The organism is Brevundimonas sp. Leaf168, assembly GCF_001423685.1.
Lineage (GTDB): Bacteria > Pseudomonadota > Alphaproteobacteria > Caulobacterales > Caulobacteraceae > Brevundimonas > Brevundimonas vesicularis_C.
Window position 1 is genome coordinate 91,933 of sequence record NZ_LMOY01000009.1, and the last position, 16,783, is coordinate 108,715.

Annotated in this window: 21 protein-coding genes; 16 read left to right on the forward strand and 5 right to left on the reverse strand. The window is 67.5% G+C overall.

Annotated elements, in window-relative coordinates:
* Positions 1-65: 65 nt before the first annotated feature.
* Positions 66-1,763, forward strand: coding sequence for a DNA repair protein RecN (gene recN / locus ASF81_RS09455; RefSeq protein WP_055808028.1), 1,698 nt, complete (start codon positions 66-68; stop codon positions 1,761-1,763).
* A 9-nt stretch (positions 1,764-1,772) separates the two neighbouring features.
* On the opposite strand, the gene ASF81_RS09460 is transcribed toward recN, so the two are convergent.
* The 4 genes from ASF81_RS09460 to ASF81_RS09475 form a co-directional block, all read right to left on the reverse strand.
* Positions 1,773-2,678: a hypothetical protein gene (locus ASF81_RS09460; protein ID WP_055808030.1), complete on the reverse strand. Its 906-nt coding sequence runs from the start codon at positions 2,676-2,678 to the stop codon at positions 1,773-1,775.
* Positions 2,679-2,766: 88 nt separating this feature from the next.
* Positions 2,767-3,282 carry a hypothetical protein gene (locus tag ASF81_RS09465; protein WP_055808032.1) on the reverse strand — a complete coding sequence of 172 codons (516 nt, stop codon included), beginning with the start codon at positions 3,280-3,282 and terminating at the stop codon, positions 2,767-2,769.
* Between the two features lie 5 nt (positions 3,283-3,287).
* On the reverse strand, positions 3,288-4,073 hold the full coding sequence (gene xth, locus ASF81_RS09470) for an exodeoxyribonuclease III (protein ID WP_055808034.1): 786 nt from the start codon (positions 4,071-4,073) through the stop codon (positions 3,288-3,290).
* 102 nt (positions 4,074-4,175) lie between these two features.
* Entirely contained in the window at positions 4,176-5,165 is a 990-nt protein-coding gene (locus tag ASF81_RS09475; RefSeq protein WP_235559300.1) for a hypothetical protein, read from the reverse strand.
* 100 nt (positions 5,166-5,265) lie between these two features.
* Between ASF81_RS09475 and ASF81_RS09480 the strand changes: the two genes are divergently transcribed.
* Genes ASF81_RS09480 through ASF81_RS09505 form a run of 6 tightly spaced genes read left to right on the forward strand, consistent with a single transcriptional unit; the run spans position 5,266 to position 10,130 of the window.
* Positions 5,266-6,351: an MBL fold metallo-hydrolase gene (locus tag ASF81_RS09480; protein ID WP_055808039.1), complete on the forward strand. Its 1,086-nt coding sequence runs from the start codon at positions 5,266-5,268 to the stop codon at positions 6,349-6,351.
* On the forward strand, positions 6,348-7,121 hold the full coding sequence (locus tag ASF81_RS09485) for an enoyl-CoA hydratase (RefSeq protein WP_055808040.1): 774 nt from the start codon (positions 6,348-6,350) through the stop codon (positions 7,119-7,121). The genes ASF81_RS09480 and ASF81_RS09485 overlap by 4 nt, the downstream gene beginning before the upstream one ends.
* A 60-nt stretch (positions 7,122-7,181) precedes the next feature.
* Positions 7,182-7,676 carry a GNAT family N-acetyltransferase gene (locus ASF81_RS09490; RefSeq protein ID WP_055808042.1) on the forward strand — a complete coding sequence of 165 codons (495 nt, stop codon included), beginning with the start codon at positions 7,182-7,184 and terminating at the stop codon, positions 7,674-7,676.
* 38 nt (positions 7,677-7,714) lie between these two features.
* The gene (locus ASF81_RS09495; RefSeq protein WP_055808044.1) at positions 7,715-8,260 is read left to right on the forward strand and encodes a DUF1285 domain-containing protein; all 546 of its coding nucleotides are present in this window, start codon (positions 7,715-7,717) and stop codon (positions 8,258-8,260) included.
* Positions 8,257-8,919, forward strand: a complete 663-nt coding sequence (locus ASF81_RS09500) for a CoA pyrophosphatase (RefSeq protein ID WP_055808046.1) — start codon at positions 8,257-8,259, stop codon at positions 8,917-8,919. The genes ASF81_RS09495 and ASF81_RS09500 overlap by 4 nt, the downstream gene beginning before the upstream one ends.
* Positions 8,916-10,130, forward strand: coding sequence for a CCA tRNA nucleotidyltransferase (locus ASF81_RS09505; RefSeq protein WP_055808049.1), 1,215 nt, complete (start codon positions 8,916-8,918; stop codon positions 10,128-10,130). Before ASF81_RS09500 ends, ASF81_RS09505 begins: the two co-directional genes overlap by 4 nt.
* Here ASF81_RS09505 and ASF81_RS09510 read toward each other — a convergent pair.
* On the reverse strand, positions 10,105-11,061 hold the full coding sequence (locus ASF81_RS09510; protein ID WP_055808051.1) for an endonuclease/exonuclease/phosphatase family protein: 957 nt from the start codon (positions 11,059-11,061) through the stop codon (positions 10,105-10,107). The genes ASF81_RS09505 and ASF81_RS09510 overlap by 26 nt on opposite strands.
* A gap of 68 nt (positions 11,062-11,129) precedes the next feature.
* Here ASF81_RS09510 and ASF81_RS09515 point away from each other — a divergent pair, with 68 nt between their 5' ends.
* The 9 genes from ASF81_RS09515 (at position 11,130) to ASF81_RS09550 (ending at position 16,651) form a co-directional block, all read left to right on the forward strand.
* Complete coding sequence (locus ASF81_RS09515) at positions 11,130-11,591, forward strand: DUF4112 domain-containing protein (protein ID WP_017504140.1); 462 nt, start codon at positions 11,130-11,132, stop codon at positions 11,589-11,591.
* A gap of 143 nt (positions 11,592-11,734) precedes the next feature.
* A complete protein-coding gene (locus tag ASF81_RS09520; RefSeq protein WP_055808052.1) occupies positions 11,735-13,171 on the forward strand; it encodes a DUF2793 domain-containing protein in 1,437 nt (478 codons plus the stop codon).
* Entirely contained in the window at positions 13,168-13,323 is a 156-nt protein-coding gene (locus tag ASF81_RS15065) for a hypothetical protein (protein WP_156355834.1), read from the forward strand. The genes ASF81_RS09520 and ASF81_RS15065 overlap by 4 nt, the downstream gene beginning before the upstream one ends.
* Entirely contained in the window at positions 13,320-13,589 is a 270-nt protein-coding gene (locus tag ASF81_RS09525; RefSeq protein ID WP_055808055.1) for a hypothetical protein, read from the forward strand. Before ASF81_RS15065 ends, ASF81_RS09525 begins: the two co-directional genes overlap by 4 nt.
* Complete coding sequence (locus tag ASF81_RS09530) at positions 13,586-13,969, forward strand: M15 family metallopeptidase (RefSeq protein WP_055808057.1); 384 nt, start codon at positions 13,586-13,588, stop codon at positions 13,967-13,969. Before ASF81_RS09525 ends, ASF81_RS09530 begins: the two co-directional genes overlap by 4 nt.
* A complete protein-coding gene (locus ASF81_RS09535; RefSeq protein WP_082503516.1) occupies positions 13,966-14,445 on the forward strand; it encodes a hypothetical protein in 480 nt (159 codons plus the stop codon). Before ASF81_RS09530 ends, ASF81_RS09535 begins: the two co-directional genes overlap by 4 nt.
* Entirely contained in the window at positions 14,405-14,587 is a 183-nt protein-coding gene (locus ASF81_RS09540) for a hypothetical protein (protein ID WP_197458562.1), read from the forward strand. The genes ASF81_RS09535 and ASF81_RS09540 overlap by 41 nt, the downstream gene beginning before the upstream one ends.
* Positions 14,588-14,805: 218 nt before the next feature.
* Positions 14,806-15,624, forward strand: a complete 819-nt coding sequence (locus tag ASF81_RS09545; RefSeq protein WP_055808061.1) for a flagellin — start codon at positions 14,806-14,808, stop codon at positions 15,622-15,624.
* A gap of 283 nt (positions 15,625-15,907) precedes the next feature.
* The gene (locus ASF81_RS09550) at positions 15,908-16,651 is read left to right on the forward strand and encodes a flagellin (protein WP_055753191.1); all 744 of its coding nucleotides are present in this window, start codon (positions 15,908-15,910) and stop codon (positions 16,649-16,651) included.
* Positions 16,652-16,783: the final 132 nt, after the last annotated feature.

Consider the following 16,783-nt stretch of genomic DNA (forward strand, 5'->3'; position numbering starts at 1 on the left):
CTTGTGCAATCCGGCGTGGATCGGGATTCTGTCGGTCATGATTCGTTCCGCCGGCGCCTGACGCGATGCTGACCGCCCTTTCCATTCGTGACGTCGTCCTGGTGGACGTGCTCGATCTCGAGGTCGAGAACGGCCTGACCGTGCTGACCGGCGAAACCGGAGCCGGCAAGTCGATCATTCTGGACGCGCTCGGCCTGGCGCTCGGCGGGCGCGGCGACGCAGGACTGGTGCGCAATGGCGCCAAACAGGCCGTGGCCACCGCCGTCTTCTCGGCTCCCGACGATCCCGATCTGCTGGCCTTGATCGCCGACAAGGGGTTCGGGGTTCAGCCGGGCGAGGAGCTGATCCTTCGCCGCGTGCTGGGCGCCGACGGCCGCAGCCGGGCCTATGTCAACGATCAGCCGGCCGGTGTGACCGCCGTGCGAGAGATCGGCGCGGCCTTGGTGGAGGTGCACGGACAGCATGAGACGGTGGGCCTGCTGGACTGGCGAACGCACCGCGCTTCGCTGGACGCCTATGGCGGGCTGCAGCCGCAGTTGTCGGCGGTCGCCTCGGCCTCCGCCAAGCTCAAGGCCGCCGAGGCCAGGCTGGCCGAGCTGAAGGCGCATGCCGCGGACGCCGATGCGCGGCGCGAAGAGATCAGCCTGAACCTCTCCGAATTGGATGCGCTGGATCCGCGCGCCGACGAAGAGACGGAACTGGCGGGCGAGCGCGCCCTGCTGGGCGCCGCCGAAAAGGCCATCGCCGATCTGGGCGACGCCCGCAGCCAGCTGGGCGGCGACAAGCTGAGCCAGAAGCTAGGCGCGGCGCTGAGGGCCGTGGAACATGCGCGCCAAAGGGCCGGGCAGGCGGGCGCCGAGGGCGATCATCCGGTCATCGTCAAACTCTCGGCCGCCGTGGACGCCATCGACCGCACCATGGTCGAGGCGGCGGAAGCCCTCGCCGCTGTGGACGCCGCCGCCGACGCCTTCGACTATGAGCCCGGCCGTCTGGACAAGGCCGAGGAGCGTCTGTTCGCCCTGCGCGCCGCCGCCCGCAAGCTGCACACCACCGTCGACGCCCTGCCGACCCTGCGCATTCGCCTGCGCGAGCAGTTGCGGCTGATTGAGGATGGGGAGGAGGCGCTGACCAATGCCGGGCGCGAGGCGGCCGAGGCGGCGGAAGACTATGATCTGGCGGCCACCTTCCTGACCTCGGCGCGGGAAGCCGCCGCCGAACGCCTGACCGCCGCCGTCATGGCAGAGCTGGGCCCGCTGAAGCTGGAGCGCGCGCGGTTCCGAGTCGCGCTGGAGCCGATCGAGGGCCGACGCGGGCCGGACGGCGTCGAGACGGTGCGGTTCCAGATCGCCACCAACGCCGGAACCGACTTCGGCCCGCTGGACGCCATCGCCTCGGGCGGCGAACTGGCGCGTTTCGCCCTGGCGATGAAGGCCGCCCTGGCGAGCCGCGAGGACATGCGCCAGCCCGTGATGATCTTCGACGAGGTCGATCAAGGCGTGGGCGGAGCGGTGGCCGAGGCGGTTGGTTCGCGCCTGAAACGCCTGTCGAGCGGCGCCCAGGTCCTGGTCGTGACCCACAGCCCCCAGGTCGCCGCGCGCGGCCATGCCCACTGGAAGGTGATGAAGGCCGACCGCGACGGCCTGACCACCACCACCGTCGTTGCCCTGGACGATCAGCGCCGTCAGGAAGAGATCGCGCGCATGTTGTCCGGGGCTGAGATCACCGACGAAGCCCGCGCGGCGGCGCGAGCTTTGATCGGCTGACTGAACGTTTTAGACGCCCAGGATCCAGCCTTCTTCCTGTTCGACTTGAGCGATCAGTTCCGGCGTGGCGTCCTTGGGCGGGGCGAACGCCTTGGCGAGGTCGCCGGCCTCGTCCATCCGGGCGAGGGCCTCGGCCGTGGAGCGAACCTGGGCCTGGTCCTTGAACTCACCGGGTTGAGGCTTGGTCTCGTGCATCGACGGCCAGACCTCGACAACCAGGGCCGACAAGGGTTCCACGTCCTCGGGCGTCAGCGCGCGCCAGCCGGTGCCGAACGGCCAGACGGCGCCTGACGGGCCGAGGCTTTCCAGAAGCCGCCGCACAGCCGGGATGCCGACCAGGGTCTGGCCGCCCACGGCGCCGGCGCCGTGCATCTGCCACACGCTCTTGGGCTGAAGCCGGCCCTTGCGAGCCGCGTTTTCGGTGGCGCGGAACTCGGGGATGTCGGCGCCGGAGCCTGCGGGCGGTTTGGTCGTGGTCAACCAGCGCTGGGCCTGTTTGGCGGGTGCGCCCCACAGAGGCCAGGCCTCGTCGGTCATCAGCCGGTTCATCTTGGCCGCGACCTGATAGCGGTTGTTGGTGTTGTCGGCCTTATCCACGACGTTCGAGGCGATGAATTTCCACATGGCTTGCCACGGGGTTCCGTCCAACTTCAGCCGCGCGGCCGTGCCGACGGGATAACCGAAGTTGAAGTCCAGGCCGACCAGCACCCGGTCGCCGCGCTTTCTGTGGTCCGCCAGGATCGAGGCCAGCAGGGCTTCGCCCTCGGCCCGGGTCGCGACATTGTGCGTCTCGGTATAGAGGCGGAAACGCACGTCGCGCTTGGCCACGCCGATCCACAGCGAGGTGTCGCCGAGCTTCTTGGTTTCGGCGGCGGTCCAGTCAGCGACGATATAGGCGTCGAAAAGGCGGGCCAAGGCGGCCTCCCTGATAAAGGCGTGTCGGTTAGGAGTGAGCCGGGCTTCTAACGCCGCATCGCGGCGACTGAAAGGCCCATGCGGCGTCTCAGCCCTTCAGCAGGGCCTCCAGATGCGACAACCAGCGGCGGCCGAGACGAAGCGCCTCGCCCGGCGAGCCGGTCTGGACGGGCAGGGCGGCGTCCCACAGGGCCAGTTCGAACTCCGGGTGGCGGGCGTCGGCGAACATCAGGCGCAGCACGACCTGTTCGGCGTCGGGGGCCAGCACGTCCAGCGACTTGCGCGCCTCGCCCCGGCGAATGCGGGCGACGACGTGGCCGTCCACGATGATCTCTCCCCCCTCGACCTCATCGAAGGCGTAGACCAGGCCATGGGCGCCGTTGGCCCAAAGCACGACGACCTGTTCGACGTCGAAATTCAGGGCGCAGGCGCGACCTTCGCCCGGTGACAAGGCCTCGACCTCCGGCGCGGCGCCCAGGGTCTTCAGCATAGCGCGGTGCAGGCGGCGTGACGGCTCCATCCACCACGACAGCGCCAGGGCCAGGGTCGTCAGCAGGGCCGCCGCGAGGGCGATCAGCAACACCACCCGCAAGACGTCGGCCATGGTCGTCAGGCCTCTAGATCAATGTCGACCACGACGGGAACGTGGTCGCTGGGTTTTTCCATTTCGCGCGCGTCGCGATGGGTCTCGATCCCCCGGAACCGGTCGGCCGCCTGGGGCGACAGCAGGGCGAAGTCGATACGGATGCCATGGTCGCGCTGCCAGGCGCCGGCCTGATAGTCCCAGAAGGTGTAGGTTCCGGCGGGTTCGCCGCCGATCTCGTGCGCGTCGGCCAGGCCCAGGTTCTTGAGCGCGCGGAATGCCTGGCGGCTCTGAGGCTGGAACAGGGCGTCGTCGGTCCAGGCGGCCGGATTCTTGGCGTCCTCGGCCTCGGGGATGACGTTGTAGTCGCCGCAAAGGGCCAGCGGCTCCTCGAACGCCAGCAGATCCCGGGCATGGCGGTTCAACCGGTCGAACCAGGCCAGCTTGTAGTCGAACTTCTCGGTCCCGATCGGATTGCCGTTCGGCAGATAGATGGCGCCGACGCGAATGGGTCGGGGCGCCTCGACCAAGGCCTCGATGTAGCGCGCCTGTTCGTCGGTCTCGTCGCCGGGCAGGCCGCGTCGGATGTCGGACAGCGGATACTTCGACAGCAGGGCGACGCCGTTGTAGCTCTTCTGCCCGTGGGTCTCGACATTGTAGCCCAGGCTCTCGAAAGCCTCGCGCGGGAACTTCTCGTCCACGCATTTGATCTCCTGGAAACAGGCGACGTCGGGGGCGGCCTGCTCCAGCCACGCCAGGACGGTGGGCAGACGGGCGTTGACGGAGTTCACGTTCCAGGTGGCGATGCGCATGACGGCGACGCTAGGCTGCGTCTCGGTTTTGGAAAAGAGGGCGCAAAAGAAAAGGGCCGCCGGATCGCTCCGACGGCCCTTGGATTCAGTCTTTTGACTGTCTTAGAGGCGCCCGCCGGCGGGCGCCGCAGCAGCGGCAGGCGCTGTTGTCAGCTTGCAGCCCCCGCCGATCCGCTGGGCGGTGGCGCAAGGGTAGATTTGCTGAACCGCGTTTTCGGCGTTCACGCGGGCGATGACGCCATCGGCCCCTTCACACTTGGCTTCATAGAACATGCCGTTTGCGTTCTGCCCCATCAGACGGGCTTCGACGACGTTGCAGGATGCGGCTTCCGAGCCAGCGAGGAGCGTTTTTACGAAGGTGGCGTTTTCGGCCGTGGTCGTGAATTCGCAGGCGCCGTTCTCGGCCAGGACCTGAAGGCACGGCGTCTTGCTCCAAACGCCGGCGTCTTGCCTGATCCAGAAGCCCGGACCGTCGGAGCACCCGATTTCGTAGACCACAACACCGCCGTTGGACTGTCCCAGCACCTTGGTCTGATCGACCGCACAAGAAACGCCGGCCTGTTGGGCGTATTCGCGCAAGAACTTGTCGGTGTCGGTGTTGGCGGCGATCGTGCATTGCAGGCCGACATCGGCGGCGGGATCGCGTTCACGTGCCACGCGCGCCGAATAGGCGAGCGCAATGCAGCTGGTCGCGGACGGTGGTGTCTTCGATTCGATGATGAAGCCAGGACCCGTGGCGCAGGCTACTTCATACACCGACGTCTTGTCGGCGGTTTGCCCAAGCAGCTTGGCTTCACTGACCTGACAGTTGGCGCTGGCCAAGGTGGCTTGTTGCTGCGCGGCCGCCAAAATCTCTTCTGCCGTGGGCGGTGCCGGTTGACGCTCGCGTCGCGGTTGGTTGTTGCTGGGGCGCTGAACACGCGACGGTGTCACCCGCTCGCTGGGGGCTTCGATCCCGTTTCGAGATCCTGCAGGCCCATACCCCGTTGACGGCGTCGTTTGCGCAAAGGCAGACACGGAAATCGCGCTGAAAACGAGCGCTGTCGCTGCGGCGAATATTCGAGCTTTCATATCGACACCCAGATTTGTCACTACCGACTACGTGACGTCGTATTGGCACGCGGTCAAGGCGAGTGTGGACGGCGGCAAGGGACACGGGCTAAGTATCTGCGCGTTTCGATTGGAGACTGACTTGGCTGATGGAACGGCGCCGACGACGGCCGCGAAGGATGGGCGGGGGCTGACCTATCCGTTCGACGCCGTGCCCGGCGCGGGCGAGGCGATCGAGGTCGCGCCCGGCGTGCTGTGGCTGAGGTTCGCTCTGCCGTTTCAACTGGATCATGTGAATGTCTATGCGGTCCAGGACGGCGACGGCTGGGTCGTCGTCGATACGGGTTTGAAGGCATCGGCGACCGTTGCTGCGTGGAAGACGGCGCTGGATGGCGCGCTGGGCGGCAGACCCGTGACGCGATTGATCTGCACCCATATGCATCCCGACCATATCGGCTTGGCGGGCTGGCTATGTGAGCGGTCGGGCGCGCCGTTGCTGATGTCGCGACTGGAGTATGTGACCGCGAGGATGCTGATGGCCGAGGAGGCAGGCGATGCGCCGGCGGACGGCGAGCGATACTATCGCGCCGCAGGCTGGAGCGATGAGCAGATCGCGCGCTGGCGGGCCGACTACGGCGGGTTCGGCAAGGGCGTGGCGACGATGCCGCGCAGCTATCTGCGACTGTCCGACGGCGACATTGTTCAGATCGGTGGAGACGATTGGAGCGTGGTCGTCGGGTCAGGCCACAGCCCGGAGCATGTCTGCCTGTGGCGGCGGTCGGACGACGTCTTCATCGCCGGGGATCAGATCCTGCCTCGCATTTCGTCTAATGTTTCGGTCTGGTCGACGGAGCCGGAAGCCGACCCTCTGGGAGACTGGATGGACTCGCTGGACAAGCTGAGGGCGCTGCTGCCGGAGGGCGCGTTCGTCCTGCCGGCGCATGGAGAACCCTTCTATGGCGTCCACGCGCGGCTCGATGCCCTGAAGCGAGGGCATGAGGTCGCGCTGAAACGGCTTGAGCGGACGTTGCGTCAACCGTCTAGGGTGATCGACGGCTTCTCCGCCGTCTTCGGTCGAGCGGTCGGGGACGGGGTGCTGGGTATGGCCACGGGCGAGGCCCAGGCGCACCTGAACTATCTGGAAAGGCGCGGCCGCGCTCGACGGACGCGCGACGAGAGCGGCGTCGATTGGTGGAGCGCCGTCGCACAGGACGAGGAAACGACGTGAGCGAACATATCCGCAGCGAACTGGCCGACGGCGTCCTGACCGTCACCCTGGACCGGGCCGACAAGAAGAACGCCATCACCCAGGCCATGTATTCGACCTTGGCCGAGGCGACGGAGCGGGCGGGGACCGACGATGCGGTGCGGGTGCTGCTGCTGCGCGCGGAGGGCGACAGCTTCTCGGCTGGCAACGACATTCAGGACTTCATCGCCCTGGGCTCGCAAGGGGCGGGGCCGGGCGACATGCCGGTGTTTCGTTTCCTGAAGGCGCTGGCGGACCTGGACAAGCCGGCGGTGGCGGCGGTGAAGGGACGGGCGGTCGGTATCGGCCTGACCATGCTGCTGCACTGCGACTTGGTGGTGGTGGCCGAGGACGCGTTGCTGTCCGTGCCCTTCGTCAATCTGGCCCTGGCGCCGGAGGCGGCGTCCAGCCTGCTGTTGCCGGCCGTGATCGGTCATCAGCGGGCCTTCGAACTGTTTGCGCTGGGCGAACCGCTGGATGGCCGGACGGCCCTGGCCTGGGGCATCGCCAATCGCGCGGTCCCGGCCGATCAGGTCGAGGCGACGGCGGCGGAACTGGCGGCGAAGGTGGCGGCCCGAGCGCCCAACTCGATCCGCAAGACCAAGCGCCTGATGCGCGATGCCGAAGGGATTTGGGCGCTGATGCAGCGCGAGGGCGAGGCGTTCGGTTCGCAGATGAAGAGCCCAGAGGCGATGGAGGCCTTCATGGCCTTTATGCAGAAGCGAGCGCCGGACTTTTCCAAGGCGGGTTAAGCGGTCGTCAGAAGGCCTTGCCTTGATTTGGCGCAGCTTTGCTTCTAGGTGCGCGCGCCGATGTCGCACGCCCTTTCCATACCTCCGGCCGTAAGCCGTATCGAAGCCGAGACCCCGGCCGACGCCGAAGGCGTGGAGGCTCTGGTCATGGCCGCCTTCGGGCCAGGACGGTTCGCCAAGACGGCCGAGCGTCTGCGTGAAGGTTCGCAGCCAAGCGCGGGCTTTGTCGTGAAGCGGGACGGGGAAGTGGTGGGCTCGGTGCGATTGTGGCCTGTCGTGGTTGGAGACACCTCGGCCCTGTTTTTGGGACCGATCGCGGTGGACGCCGGACGGCGAAGCGACGGTCTGGGCGCCGAACTGGTTCAGGCGTGCGTGGATCACGCACGGACGCTGGACGTCGGCGGCGTGCTGCTGGTCGGGGACGCGGCCTATTTCGAGCGGTTCGGATTCGCCCCTGCGCCTGAGGCGATCCTGCCCGGACCTGTGGATCGTCGTCGTGTTCTGTGGCTGGGGACCGGCGTGGATCAGGTTTCGGGCTCGGTTCGCATCGGCTGACCCTTTCCCGCACGGTTCGCGGGGCCTAAGTCACGGGGATGGATAATCCTAAGTCAGGACTGAACGCTGTCGCCGAGGCGGCCAAACAGGCGCCCGGCAAGGGGCTGCCGCCGGTCCACCTGTGGCATCCCGAGCATTGCGGCGAAATCGATATCGTCATCCGGGCGGACGGCGTCTGGATGCACGAAGGCTCGCCCATTGGCCGCAAGGAATTGGTGCGGCTGTTCTCGACGGTGCTGAGGAAGGACCCGGACGGCTATCACCTGGTCACGCCGGTCGAAAAGCTGCAGATCACCGTCGAGGATTTGCCGTTCCGGGCTGTCGCGATGCGGCGGGAGGGCGACGCCCTGATTTTCACCACCGATGTCGGCGACGAGGTTACGGCGAGCGAAGCCGATCCCATCGTCGTCGAAACCGATCCGACGACGGGCGAGCCGGCGCCGCGCATTCATGTGCGCGGTGATCTGTGGGCTCGGATCGCACGGTCGGTCTTCTATGAAATGGTCGAAATGGCCCAAGAGGTCGACGGACGCCTAGTCGTTCGGTCGGGCGGCCAGATCTTCTCGCTGGGCGCGGTGACGTGAGCCTGGAGACCTTGAAGGCGCGGCTGGTCGATCGGCTGGCGCCGGTCGAGACGTGGCGGCCTGAATTGGTCGCGGCGCGGTCGGACTTCGACCTAAATCCGCAGGCGACACGGACGGCCAAGGAACTTCGGCCGGCGGCGGTGCTGATCCCGATCGTGGCGCGGCCCGAGGGCGCGACGGTGCTGCTGACGCGGCGCGCGGACACCCTGGCGCGCCACACGGGGCAGATCGCTTTCCCGGGCGGCCGGCTCGACCCCGACGAGACCGCAGTTCAGGCGGCGCTGCGTGAGGCTGACGAGGAGTTGGCGCTGGACCCGGCGGCGGTCGAGGTGCTGGGCCTGTCGGACGCCTATGAGACGGGGACCGGATTTCTGGTCACGCCGGTGATCGGCTGGCTGCGCGAGGCGCCGGTCACGACGCCGTCGCCGGACGAGGTCGCCGAGGTGTTCGAGACGCCGTGGGACTTTCTGATGGACGCCGCCAACCATCGTCGCGACTTTTACGATCTGGATGAGGGCTTGCGGCGCTGGTTCTGGGCCATGCCCTGGGGCGAGCGCTACATCTGGGGCGTGACGGCGGGGATTCTGAAGGCATTGCACGCGCGGCTGTATGGCGACGAGGCTGCGCCAGAAGCGGCGGCCGACGAGGACGCGGCATGAGCGTCTCTGTGAAGGGACAGCCCTGGCTGGAAAGCCAGGCGACGTGGGCGGTGATGCGGGCGCTGGAAGCGGCGGGCGGTCCGGGCTGCGCGCGGTTCGTCGGCGGCTGCGTGCGCAACAGTCTGCTGGGGCATCCGGTCGATGACATCGACATCGCCACGCGCTTGCGGCCCGAACAAACGATGGCGGCGCTGAACGCGGCCGGGTTGAAAGCCGTGCCGACGGGCGTCGAGCACGGCACGGTGACGGGCGTGTCGGAGCGGCGTCCCTATGAGATCACGACCCTGCGCCGCGATGTGGAGACGGACGGACGCCGCGCGGTGGTCGCCTTCACCGAGGACTGGGCCGAGGATGCGGCGCGGCGGGATTTCCGGCTGAACGCCCTTTACGCCGATGCGGCAGGGACGGTGTTCGATCCGACCGGCGGTGGGTTGGAGGATGCGGCGGCGGGACGCATCGTTTTCGTCGGAGAGGCGGAGACGCGCATCCGCGAGGACTACTTACGCATCCTGCGCTTCTTCCGGTTCTACGCCTGGTACGGGCGGGGTGAGCCGGACGCGATCGGACTGGCGGCGTGCGCGGCGCTGAAGGCCGGGATGGCGCAGCTGTCGGCCGAGCGGGTGTCCAAGGAACTGCTCAAACTGCTGGCGGCGCCTGACCCGCGTGCGGCGGTGCGGGCGATGGCCGAGACCGGCGTGCTGGCCCAGGTGCTGCCGCAGGCGCAGCCGCTAGCGCTGTTCGATGCGATGTGTGACCTGACCGACGATCCTGTGATGCGGCTGTCGGCCTTGGTGCCCGCAGATGCGGCAGGTGTGACGGAGATCGCGGGTGGTCTGAGATTGTCGAACGCGGTGCGAGATCGGCTGGCGGCGGCGGTCGCGGACGGGCCTGCGGTTTCGCCGACGATGAGCGACGCCGAGGCGCGAGCGGCGATCTATCGTTTGGGACGCAGGGCGTTCGAGGATCGGCTGATGCGCGCCCAGGCGGCCGGTGCGGGCGTCGGCGCGCGGCTGCGGGCGCTGGCCGCCGACTGGACGCCGCCCAAGATGCCGGTGGGGGGGCGCGATCTGGCGCGTCTGGGCCTGACGCCAGGGCCGGAGACAGGACGGTTGCTGAAGGCGTTCGAGGACGGTTGGGTCGCTGACGACTTCCCGGCCGAGGGGCATGAGGCGCGGTTGAAGACCCTTATCGCGGCGGCTGAGCGCGGGTGAACTCGGTGATGACGGGGCGGTGGTCGGATCCCGTCGGCTTCCCCAGGCGGCGCGTGATCAGGGCCAGATCCGGCGAGCGATAGACCTGGTCAATAGTGATGCCAGCGAAGGCGGGAATCTGGCTGGGCCAAGTGCCGGGCCAACCGGGCGCGGGGATCAGGACCAGGTCGGACTGGATTTGTTTGCCGATACGAGCGCTGGAGACGCTGTTGAAGTCCCCGGCGGCAATGACGGCATGGTCTGGCGCGGCCTTCATGCGCTCGGCCAAGGCCATGACCTGGCTGATCTGACCCCACTGATATTGATAAGGCCAAGGCCGCGTCAGGTGGACGCCGAAGACGTTGATCGGGCCGATGGGCGCCTGAACCGTCGCGCCAACGGCGCTGAGTCCGTCGGGACGTTCGGGCAGGCGTTGCAGGATCGGATAGCGCGAGGCGATGATCGAGCGCGCGTGGTCGCCGGCGCGCGCCTGGCCGATCAGAACGCGGTGGGGATAGTCCGGCAGCAACTGGTCCAGCCGCGACGCCGGGGCCTGCCCCAACTCGACCAGCACCAGGATATCGGCGTCGGCGGCCGCGATGGACCGGCGCATGGCTGCGACATCGGTGTTGAACACATACAGATTGGCCGAATAGACCCGGACGATAGGCTGGTCAGGCACGGGCACGCCCTTCGTCGGCGTCCATTGCGGCCAGACCGACAGGGCCAGCACCACGCACGCCAGTCCACCGACGATCGAGGCCGGCCATAGGCGAAAGAGCAGACAGACCACGGTCACGCCGACGGCCGCCAGCAACATCGGCGATGTGAATTGCGCCAGGATATCCACCCAGCGATGGCCGATGCCGCTGAGCGCCGCTGCGCCGAAAGCCGCCAAGCCCAGCAGCAGGGCGCTCGCCGTCACATTCGCCGCCAGCTTGATCAGGGTCATCGAAGACGTTTCTCTCGGATTGAACAGGAAGCCTCGCCCAGCGTTAAGGCGACGCTTTGGAGGGCGACATGGCCAGACGGTCGATCCGGGATATCGAGAACATCTGGTCCAATGTCGAGGGCGTCAAGAAACTGTCGGACCGGGTCATCGGCATCGGCCCGTTCGGCATGGGGCTGGACGCCATGCTGACCTGGGTGCCGGTCGTCGGCACGGCATACACGGTCGGAACGGGCGGCTGGCTGATGCTTCAGGCCGTGCGGGCCAAGGCGACGCCGGCGACCCTGGCGCGGATGGGGGCCTATATGGCCATCGACACCGCCACTGGTACGGTGCCGATCGCAGGCGACATCGTCGACACCTTCTTTCCCGGACAGCTGATGGCGGCGCGGGCGCTGCAAAAACATATCGAAAGCACCCACTGGGTCGAGGACACCGAGGCCAATGCGCGCGCCACCGGCGACCACGAGATGCACGAGGCCCGCGTGCAAAACGACAAGACGCTGAAGCGGATCATCTATCTGCACGATTGAGATGCGCTGGCTGAGGCGGCCTAGCCATCGTTTTCTCCGCAATTAAGCCGCCTGAAATCAAGGACCTGATTCAAATCACCGACCGTCTCCCGGCCTGAGGAAGGGCTGCGCCCAGACTGATCTCCACGACAACGGAGAGAAGAATGAGCGACGATTTCAGCGCGCGTCTTAACCTGCCCTATCTGGCGGCGGGGCAGATGCAGAAGCATGTGACCCTGAATACGGCCCTGACTCGGCTGGACGCCCTGTTGCAGACGGCGGTGGTCAGTCGCACGACGGTCATCCAGCCGGCCGATGCGTCGGATGGCGATCTCTATATCCTGCCGCAAGAGGCCGAAGGCGCAGCCTGGGCCGGGCGGGCGGCCGGCGCCCTGATGCGGTTCGAGCGCGGCGGCTGGACCGTCGTGACGACGCCGGACGGCATGATCGCCGGCGTCCTGGATGAAGGCGTCGTGGTGGTGCGGGCCGATGAGGGCTGGATCACGCTGGGGCAGCGACTGGGCGAGGTCCAGGGCCTAACGCGGCTGGGTCTCGGGACGACCGCCGACGAAGCCAATCCCCTGGCGGCCAAGATCAACGCCGCCCTGTTCACGGCGCGCGGCGAGGAGGAAGGCGGCGACGGCGACCTGCGCCTGATGCTGAATAAGGCGACGGCGGGCGATGTCCTGTCGCTGCTGTTCCAGAGCGGGTATGCCGCCCGCGCAGAGTTGGGTCTGATCGGCGACGACGACCTGAGCCTCAAGGCCTGCGACGACGCCGGGATATGGCGGTCGGTGTGGCGCGTGGATCGCGCGACGGGGCGTATCGGCTTCGATCAAGGCGCGGTCCGGCGCGAGACGACGCTATTCACCAGCGATGACGACTATGCCCTGCCGGCCTGGGCGCGCTGGGTCGAGGCGACGTGCGTGGGCGGCGGAGGCGGCGGGGGCGCAGGGCTGGCGGGTGCGGCTGGTGCGTCGCGCCTCGGCGGCGGCGGAGGCGGCGCCGGCGGGCTGAGCCTAGGACGCTGGTCGGCCGACGATCTGGACGGCGTCCTGACGATCACGGTCGGCACCGGCGGGATCGGCGGCGTTTCGGGCGGCGATAGTGAGGTCGCGACGGGTGACACGGTTCTGTTGCGCGCGACGGGCAGGACCGCAGGCGGCTCTGGCGTCGGTGGGGCAGGCGGTATCGGCCAGCGACCCGCCAATCCCGGCGGGAGCTCTTCGACAACCGCGACAGCGGCGACGGGCTCAGAAACCCTTTGCCCGGACGGGCCGGGGGGCGGCGGGGCAGGGGGCGGTCTAAGCGCGGCGAATCTCGCCTATGCCGGAGGCGGGGGCGGCGCGGGCGGCTGGTCGGGCCTTCGCGCGGCCGGCGGCGTCGCGGGCGCTGCGGGACAGGCCTCGCCCAAGCCGCTGTTGTCGATGGTCGGCGGCGGCGGCGGGGGCGGCGATGCATCAGCGAGCGGCGCGGGTGGTCCCGGCGGCTCAGGCGCTCTGTTCGGGGCCGGGGGCGGCGGCGGCGGCGCGGGCCTGACCTTCGGCGGCCAAGGCGGTTCGGGCGCTTCGGGCGCGGTTCTGATCACGGTCGTCGGATGAGCCGGCGCGGACATCCGGCTGAGCCGGTCGAAGTGCTGGAGGCTGAGGCATGGGAAGCGCCCGACAGCCTCAGCGACGGGGAATGGCGCGCCCAGTTTGGCTGGGACGGCCGCTGCGCCGTCGAAACCTATGACGAGGAGGACGAACGATGACCCGACACAAACAGGGTGCGATCCCCTTGGCGGAGGGGCGGTGGCTGTTTCGTCGCCTCTACGTCTTCGCTGTCAGCGCGGGGCTGTGGGTGCTGTTGATGCGCACGGTCGGGCGGATGCCGGCTGATATGCTGCCCAGGATCACGGACGGGCTGATGGGCCTGCTGGCCCTGATCCTGGTGCTCTATCTGGTGGCGCCGACCGCTCAGCAGTTGATCACCCTGATCGCCACAGCGCGGCTGCGGATCAGCGGAGGCCGACCATGAGCTTTCGTCTGTCCAGCCGGTCGCGGGCACGGCTCGTCGGGGTGCATCCGGCCCTGATTGCGGTGGTCGAGGCGGCCATCACCCGCACGACCGTGGATTTCATGATCACCGAGGGACTGCGAACGGTCGAACGTCAGGCTGTCCTGGTCAAGGCGGGCGCCAGCCGCACCGCGCGCTCGCGCCATCTGACGGGCTATGCCGTCGATGTCGCCGCACTGGTCGAAGGGCAGGTGCGCTGGGACTGGCCGCTGTATGGCCGGATCGCCGAGGCGTTCAAGGCGGCGGCGCGGGATCTCAAGACGCCGCTGATCTGGGGCGGCGACTGGAAGACGTTGCGGGACGGTCCGCATTTCGAGCTGGATCGAAAGGCCTTTCCATGAGCGCGGGATCGATACTGCGGGCGCTGACGCCGCTCGGCTGGCTGGTGGTGGGTGCGACAGCGTTGGCGCTGGGGTTCGTCCTGCTGGGCGGGCTCGGCTTTCGCTGGGATCCGCTGAACCTGCAGCACAAGCGTCTGGAGGCCGCGCGCAATCAGGCGCGGGATGCGACTGCCGTGGCGGCGGCGCAGGCTGACGCCCGACGCATCGAAATCGAAGGCGCCGCGGCTCAGGCCCAGCGCGTCGATCACTATCACCACATGACGGGGGCGGCGGACCGGGCGACCACGGCCGCCGTCGCCCAGAGCAGGAGCGCCGACGATGCCGACCAAACCTTGGACAACCGCCGCGCTGATCGCCTGCGCGACCATGACCGCGAACTGTGCCGCGTTGCCCCCGATCTCGACGGTTGCGCCGGCGCGACTGGTCTTGCCGGCGGTGGCGACACGCCCGTGCGCGCTGGCGACCCTGCCGGCTGAACCGACGGCCGGCGATCTGGACGCGGCCTATCTGCTGCGCGGCGCCCAGATCGTGACCTGCGACGGGGCGCGGCGGCTGGCGGTCGAGACCCTGTTGGCCGAACGCGCGATGCAGGACGCGCAGGTGCGACGCCGCGACTGACGCCCTGCAAAAACGACTCGGCAACTTCTGCCGCCTGGTGTGCAGGCTTGCCGGGTCGTTTCGCAAACCGCTGAGATAAGTTCAATGAAATCAATGTCGGAGTGTGGCTGGCGTCGAATTTTGGACTGGCCCCGCCCTTGCTCTCCTGAAGACCGAGCAAAACGCTCCTGACGCTAAAATGGCGTCGGACATCACACGAAGTGAACAGGAAAGCCAAAATGGCTACGAGCATCAATACGAACTACGGCGCCGCTGTTGCGCTGCAAAACCTCAACGCGACCAACGCTATGTTGGAGCGCACGCAAAACCGTGTCTCGACGGGCCTGAAGGTGGGCTCGGCCAAGGACAACGGCGCGATCTACGCCATCGCGACGACCCAGCGCGCCAACATGGGCGCTATGGATGCGGTTCGGAATTCACTTCAGCGCGGACAGTCGATCGTCGATGTGGCCCTGGCCGCCGGCGACACCATCACCGCCGCCCTCGAAGAGATGAAGTCGCTGGCCGTCAGCATTCAATCGTCGGTCGCCGGCTCGGCTGCCGAAACCTCATATCTGGCCGATTTCAACGCCTTGGGTAAGGAAATCGACGCGGCGTTGAAGGGCGCGACCTTTGACGGCGTCAACCTGTGGAACACCACAACGGCCACCAACATCACCACCAACGTCAGTGGCGGAACCTATCAGATCGGTTTCGGAACGACCGACAAGGCGGCCGCCGCCCCGATCACGGCCGTCTCCGCCGGCACTGCTGCCCGCGCCGGCGCCACGACAGCCATCGTCGATGCGGCAATCACCGAGATCACCGCTGACCTGGCCACGATCGGCACGCAGTCCAAATCGGTCGGGCGTCAACTGACCTTCGTCAACAAGCTGCAGGACTCGACCGAGGCCGGCATCGGCAACCTGGTGGACGCAGACCTGGCCAAGGAAAGCGCCAAGCTGACCGCTCTGCAAACCAAGCAACAGCTGGGCGTGCAGGCGCTGTCGATCGCCAATCAGGGCAGCTCGATACTGCTGAGCCTCTTCCGCAACTAAGCCCTTGGGGCTGAATGCTTCGCCTTTCGCCGTGGGGTGACCCCACGCAGGCGCAGACCAACTCGACGCCCACTCGGCAAATCTTGCCTGGTGCGCGGACCAGCCCGGCAAGAGCTGCCGGGTCGGAAGGAGGGTAAATCAAAGGTAAAACAGTAAAATCAGTTAGTTGTAGGCTTTTGTGCGGATCAGAAATGGCCCGGCAATTGCTTCTTACTCACCGAGCAAAAAGCTCCCGGCGGCAAAACGACGCTGGAAATCACTGAAGTGACAAGGAGGGCCAGAAATGCCCAGCATCAATACGAACTACGGCGCTGCAGTCGCCCTGCAGAGCCTGAACAAGACCAACGCCCAGCTGGAAACCACCCAAAACCGGATCAGCACCGGCATGAAGGTGTCTTCGGCCAAGGACAATGGCGCGATCTTCGCCATCGCCACCCAGCAGCGCGCCAACGCCGCTTCGCAAGACGCGACGCGCAACTCGCTGCAACGCAGCCAATCGATCACCGACGTGGCCCTGGCCGCCGGCGACACGATCACCTCCGCCCTAGAAGAGATGAAGTCGCTCGCTGTCAGCATCCAGTCTTCGGTCGCCGGTTCGGATGCTGAGACGGCCTATCTGAAAGACTTCAACGCCTTGGGCGCGGAAATCGCCACCGCGATCTCTGGCGCTTCGTTCGACGGCGCCAACAGCCTGACGACGCCTCTGGGCGTCGCCTCGGTGACGGGCCTGACGGGCGGCTCCGTCGCTCGTGCGGGCGCCACGACGGCTGCGGTCGACGCCGGCATCGCGACGGTCACGTCGTCGCTGGCGACGCTGGGCACCCAGTCCAAGTCGCTGGGCCGCCAGATCACCTTCGTCAACAAGCTGCAAGATGCAATGGAAGCCGGTGTCGGCAACCTGGTCGATGCAGACCTGGCCAAGGAAAGCGCCAAGCTGACCGCCCTGCAAACCAAGCAGCAGCTGGGCGTGCAGGCGCTGTCGATCGCCAACCAGGGCAGCTCGATCCTGCTGAGCCTGTTCCGCTAAGGCCCACGGCCCGATCGCTGAGGCGGTCGGGCCAAGGCCGCATCTGATCGGTCGTCGGTTCCCGGCGCCCGGACCTGAGCAAAATGCTCACCCCGGCAAAACGCCAGGGGATCTCACGAAGTGAACTAGGAG

Coding starts and splice junctions, on each gene's coding strand:
- ASF81_RS09495 (WP_055808044.1), top strand. CDS start 7,715: ATGGATAATCCTAAGTCAGGACTGAACGCTGTCGCCGAGGCGGCCAAA.
- ASF81_RS09550 (WP_055753191.1), top strand. CDS start 15,908: ATGCCCAGCATCAATACGAACTACGGCGCTGCAGTCGCCCTGCAGAGC.
- ASF81_RS09510 (WP_055808051.1), bottom strand. CDS start 11,061: ATGACCCTGATCAAGCTGGCGGCGAATGTGACGGCGAGCGCCCTGCTG.
- ASF81_RS09505 (WP_055808049.1), top strand. CDS start 8,916: ATGAGCGTCTCTGTGAAGGGACAGCCCTGGCTGGAAAGCCAGGCGACG.
- ASF81_RS15065 (WP_156355834.1), top strand. CDS start 13,168: ATGAGCCGGCGCGGACATCCGGCTGAGCCGGTCGAAGTGCTGGAGGCT.
- recN (WP_055808028.1), top strand. CDS start 66: ATGCTGACCGCCCTTTCCATTCGTGACGTCGTCCTGGTGGACGTGCTC.
- ASF81_RS09520 (WP_055808052.1), top strand. CDS start 11,735: ATGAGCGACGATTTCAGCGCGCGTCTTAACCTGCCCTATCTGGCGGCG.
- ASF81_RS09535 (WP_082503516.1), top strand. CDS start 13,966: ATGAGCGCGGGATCGATACTGCGGGCGCTGACGCCGCTCGGCTGGCTG.
- ASF81_RS09545 (WP_055808061.1), top strand. CDS start 14,806: ATGGCTACGAGCATCAATACGAACTACGGCGCCGCTGTTGCGCTGCAA.
- ASF81_RS09525 (WP_055808055.1), top strand. CDS start 13,320: ATGACCCGACACAAACAGGGTGCGATCCCCTTGGCGGAGGGGCGGTGG.
- ASF81_RS09530 (WP_055808057.1), top strand. CDS start 13,586: ATGAGCTTTCGTCTGTCCAGCCGGTCGCGGGCACGGCTCGTCGGGGTG.
- xth (WP_055808034.1), bottom strand. CDS start 4,073: ATGCGCATCGCCACCTGGAACGTGAACTCCGTCAACGCCCGTCTGCCC.
- ASF81_RS09515 (WP_017504140.1), top strand. CDS start 11,130: ATGGCCAGACGGTCGATCCGGGATATCGAGAACATCTGGTCCAATGTC.
- ASF81_RS09465 (WP_055808032.1), bottom strand. CDS start 3,282: ATGGCCGACGTCTTGCGGGTGGTGTTGCTGATCGCCCTCGCGGCGGCC.
- ASF81_RS09490 (WP_055808042.1), top strand. CDS start 7,182: ATGTCGCACGCCCTTTCCATACCTCCGGCCGTAAGCCGTATCGAAGCC.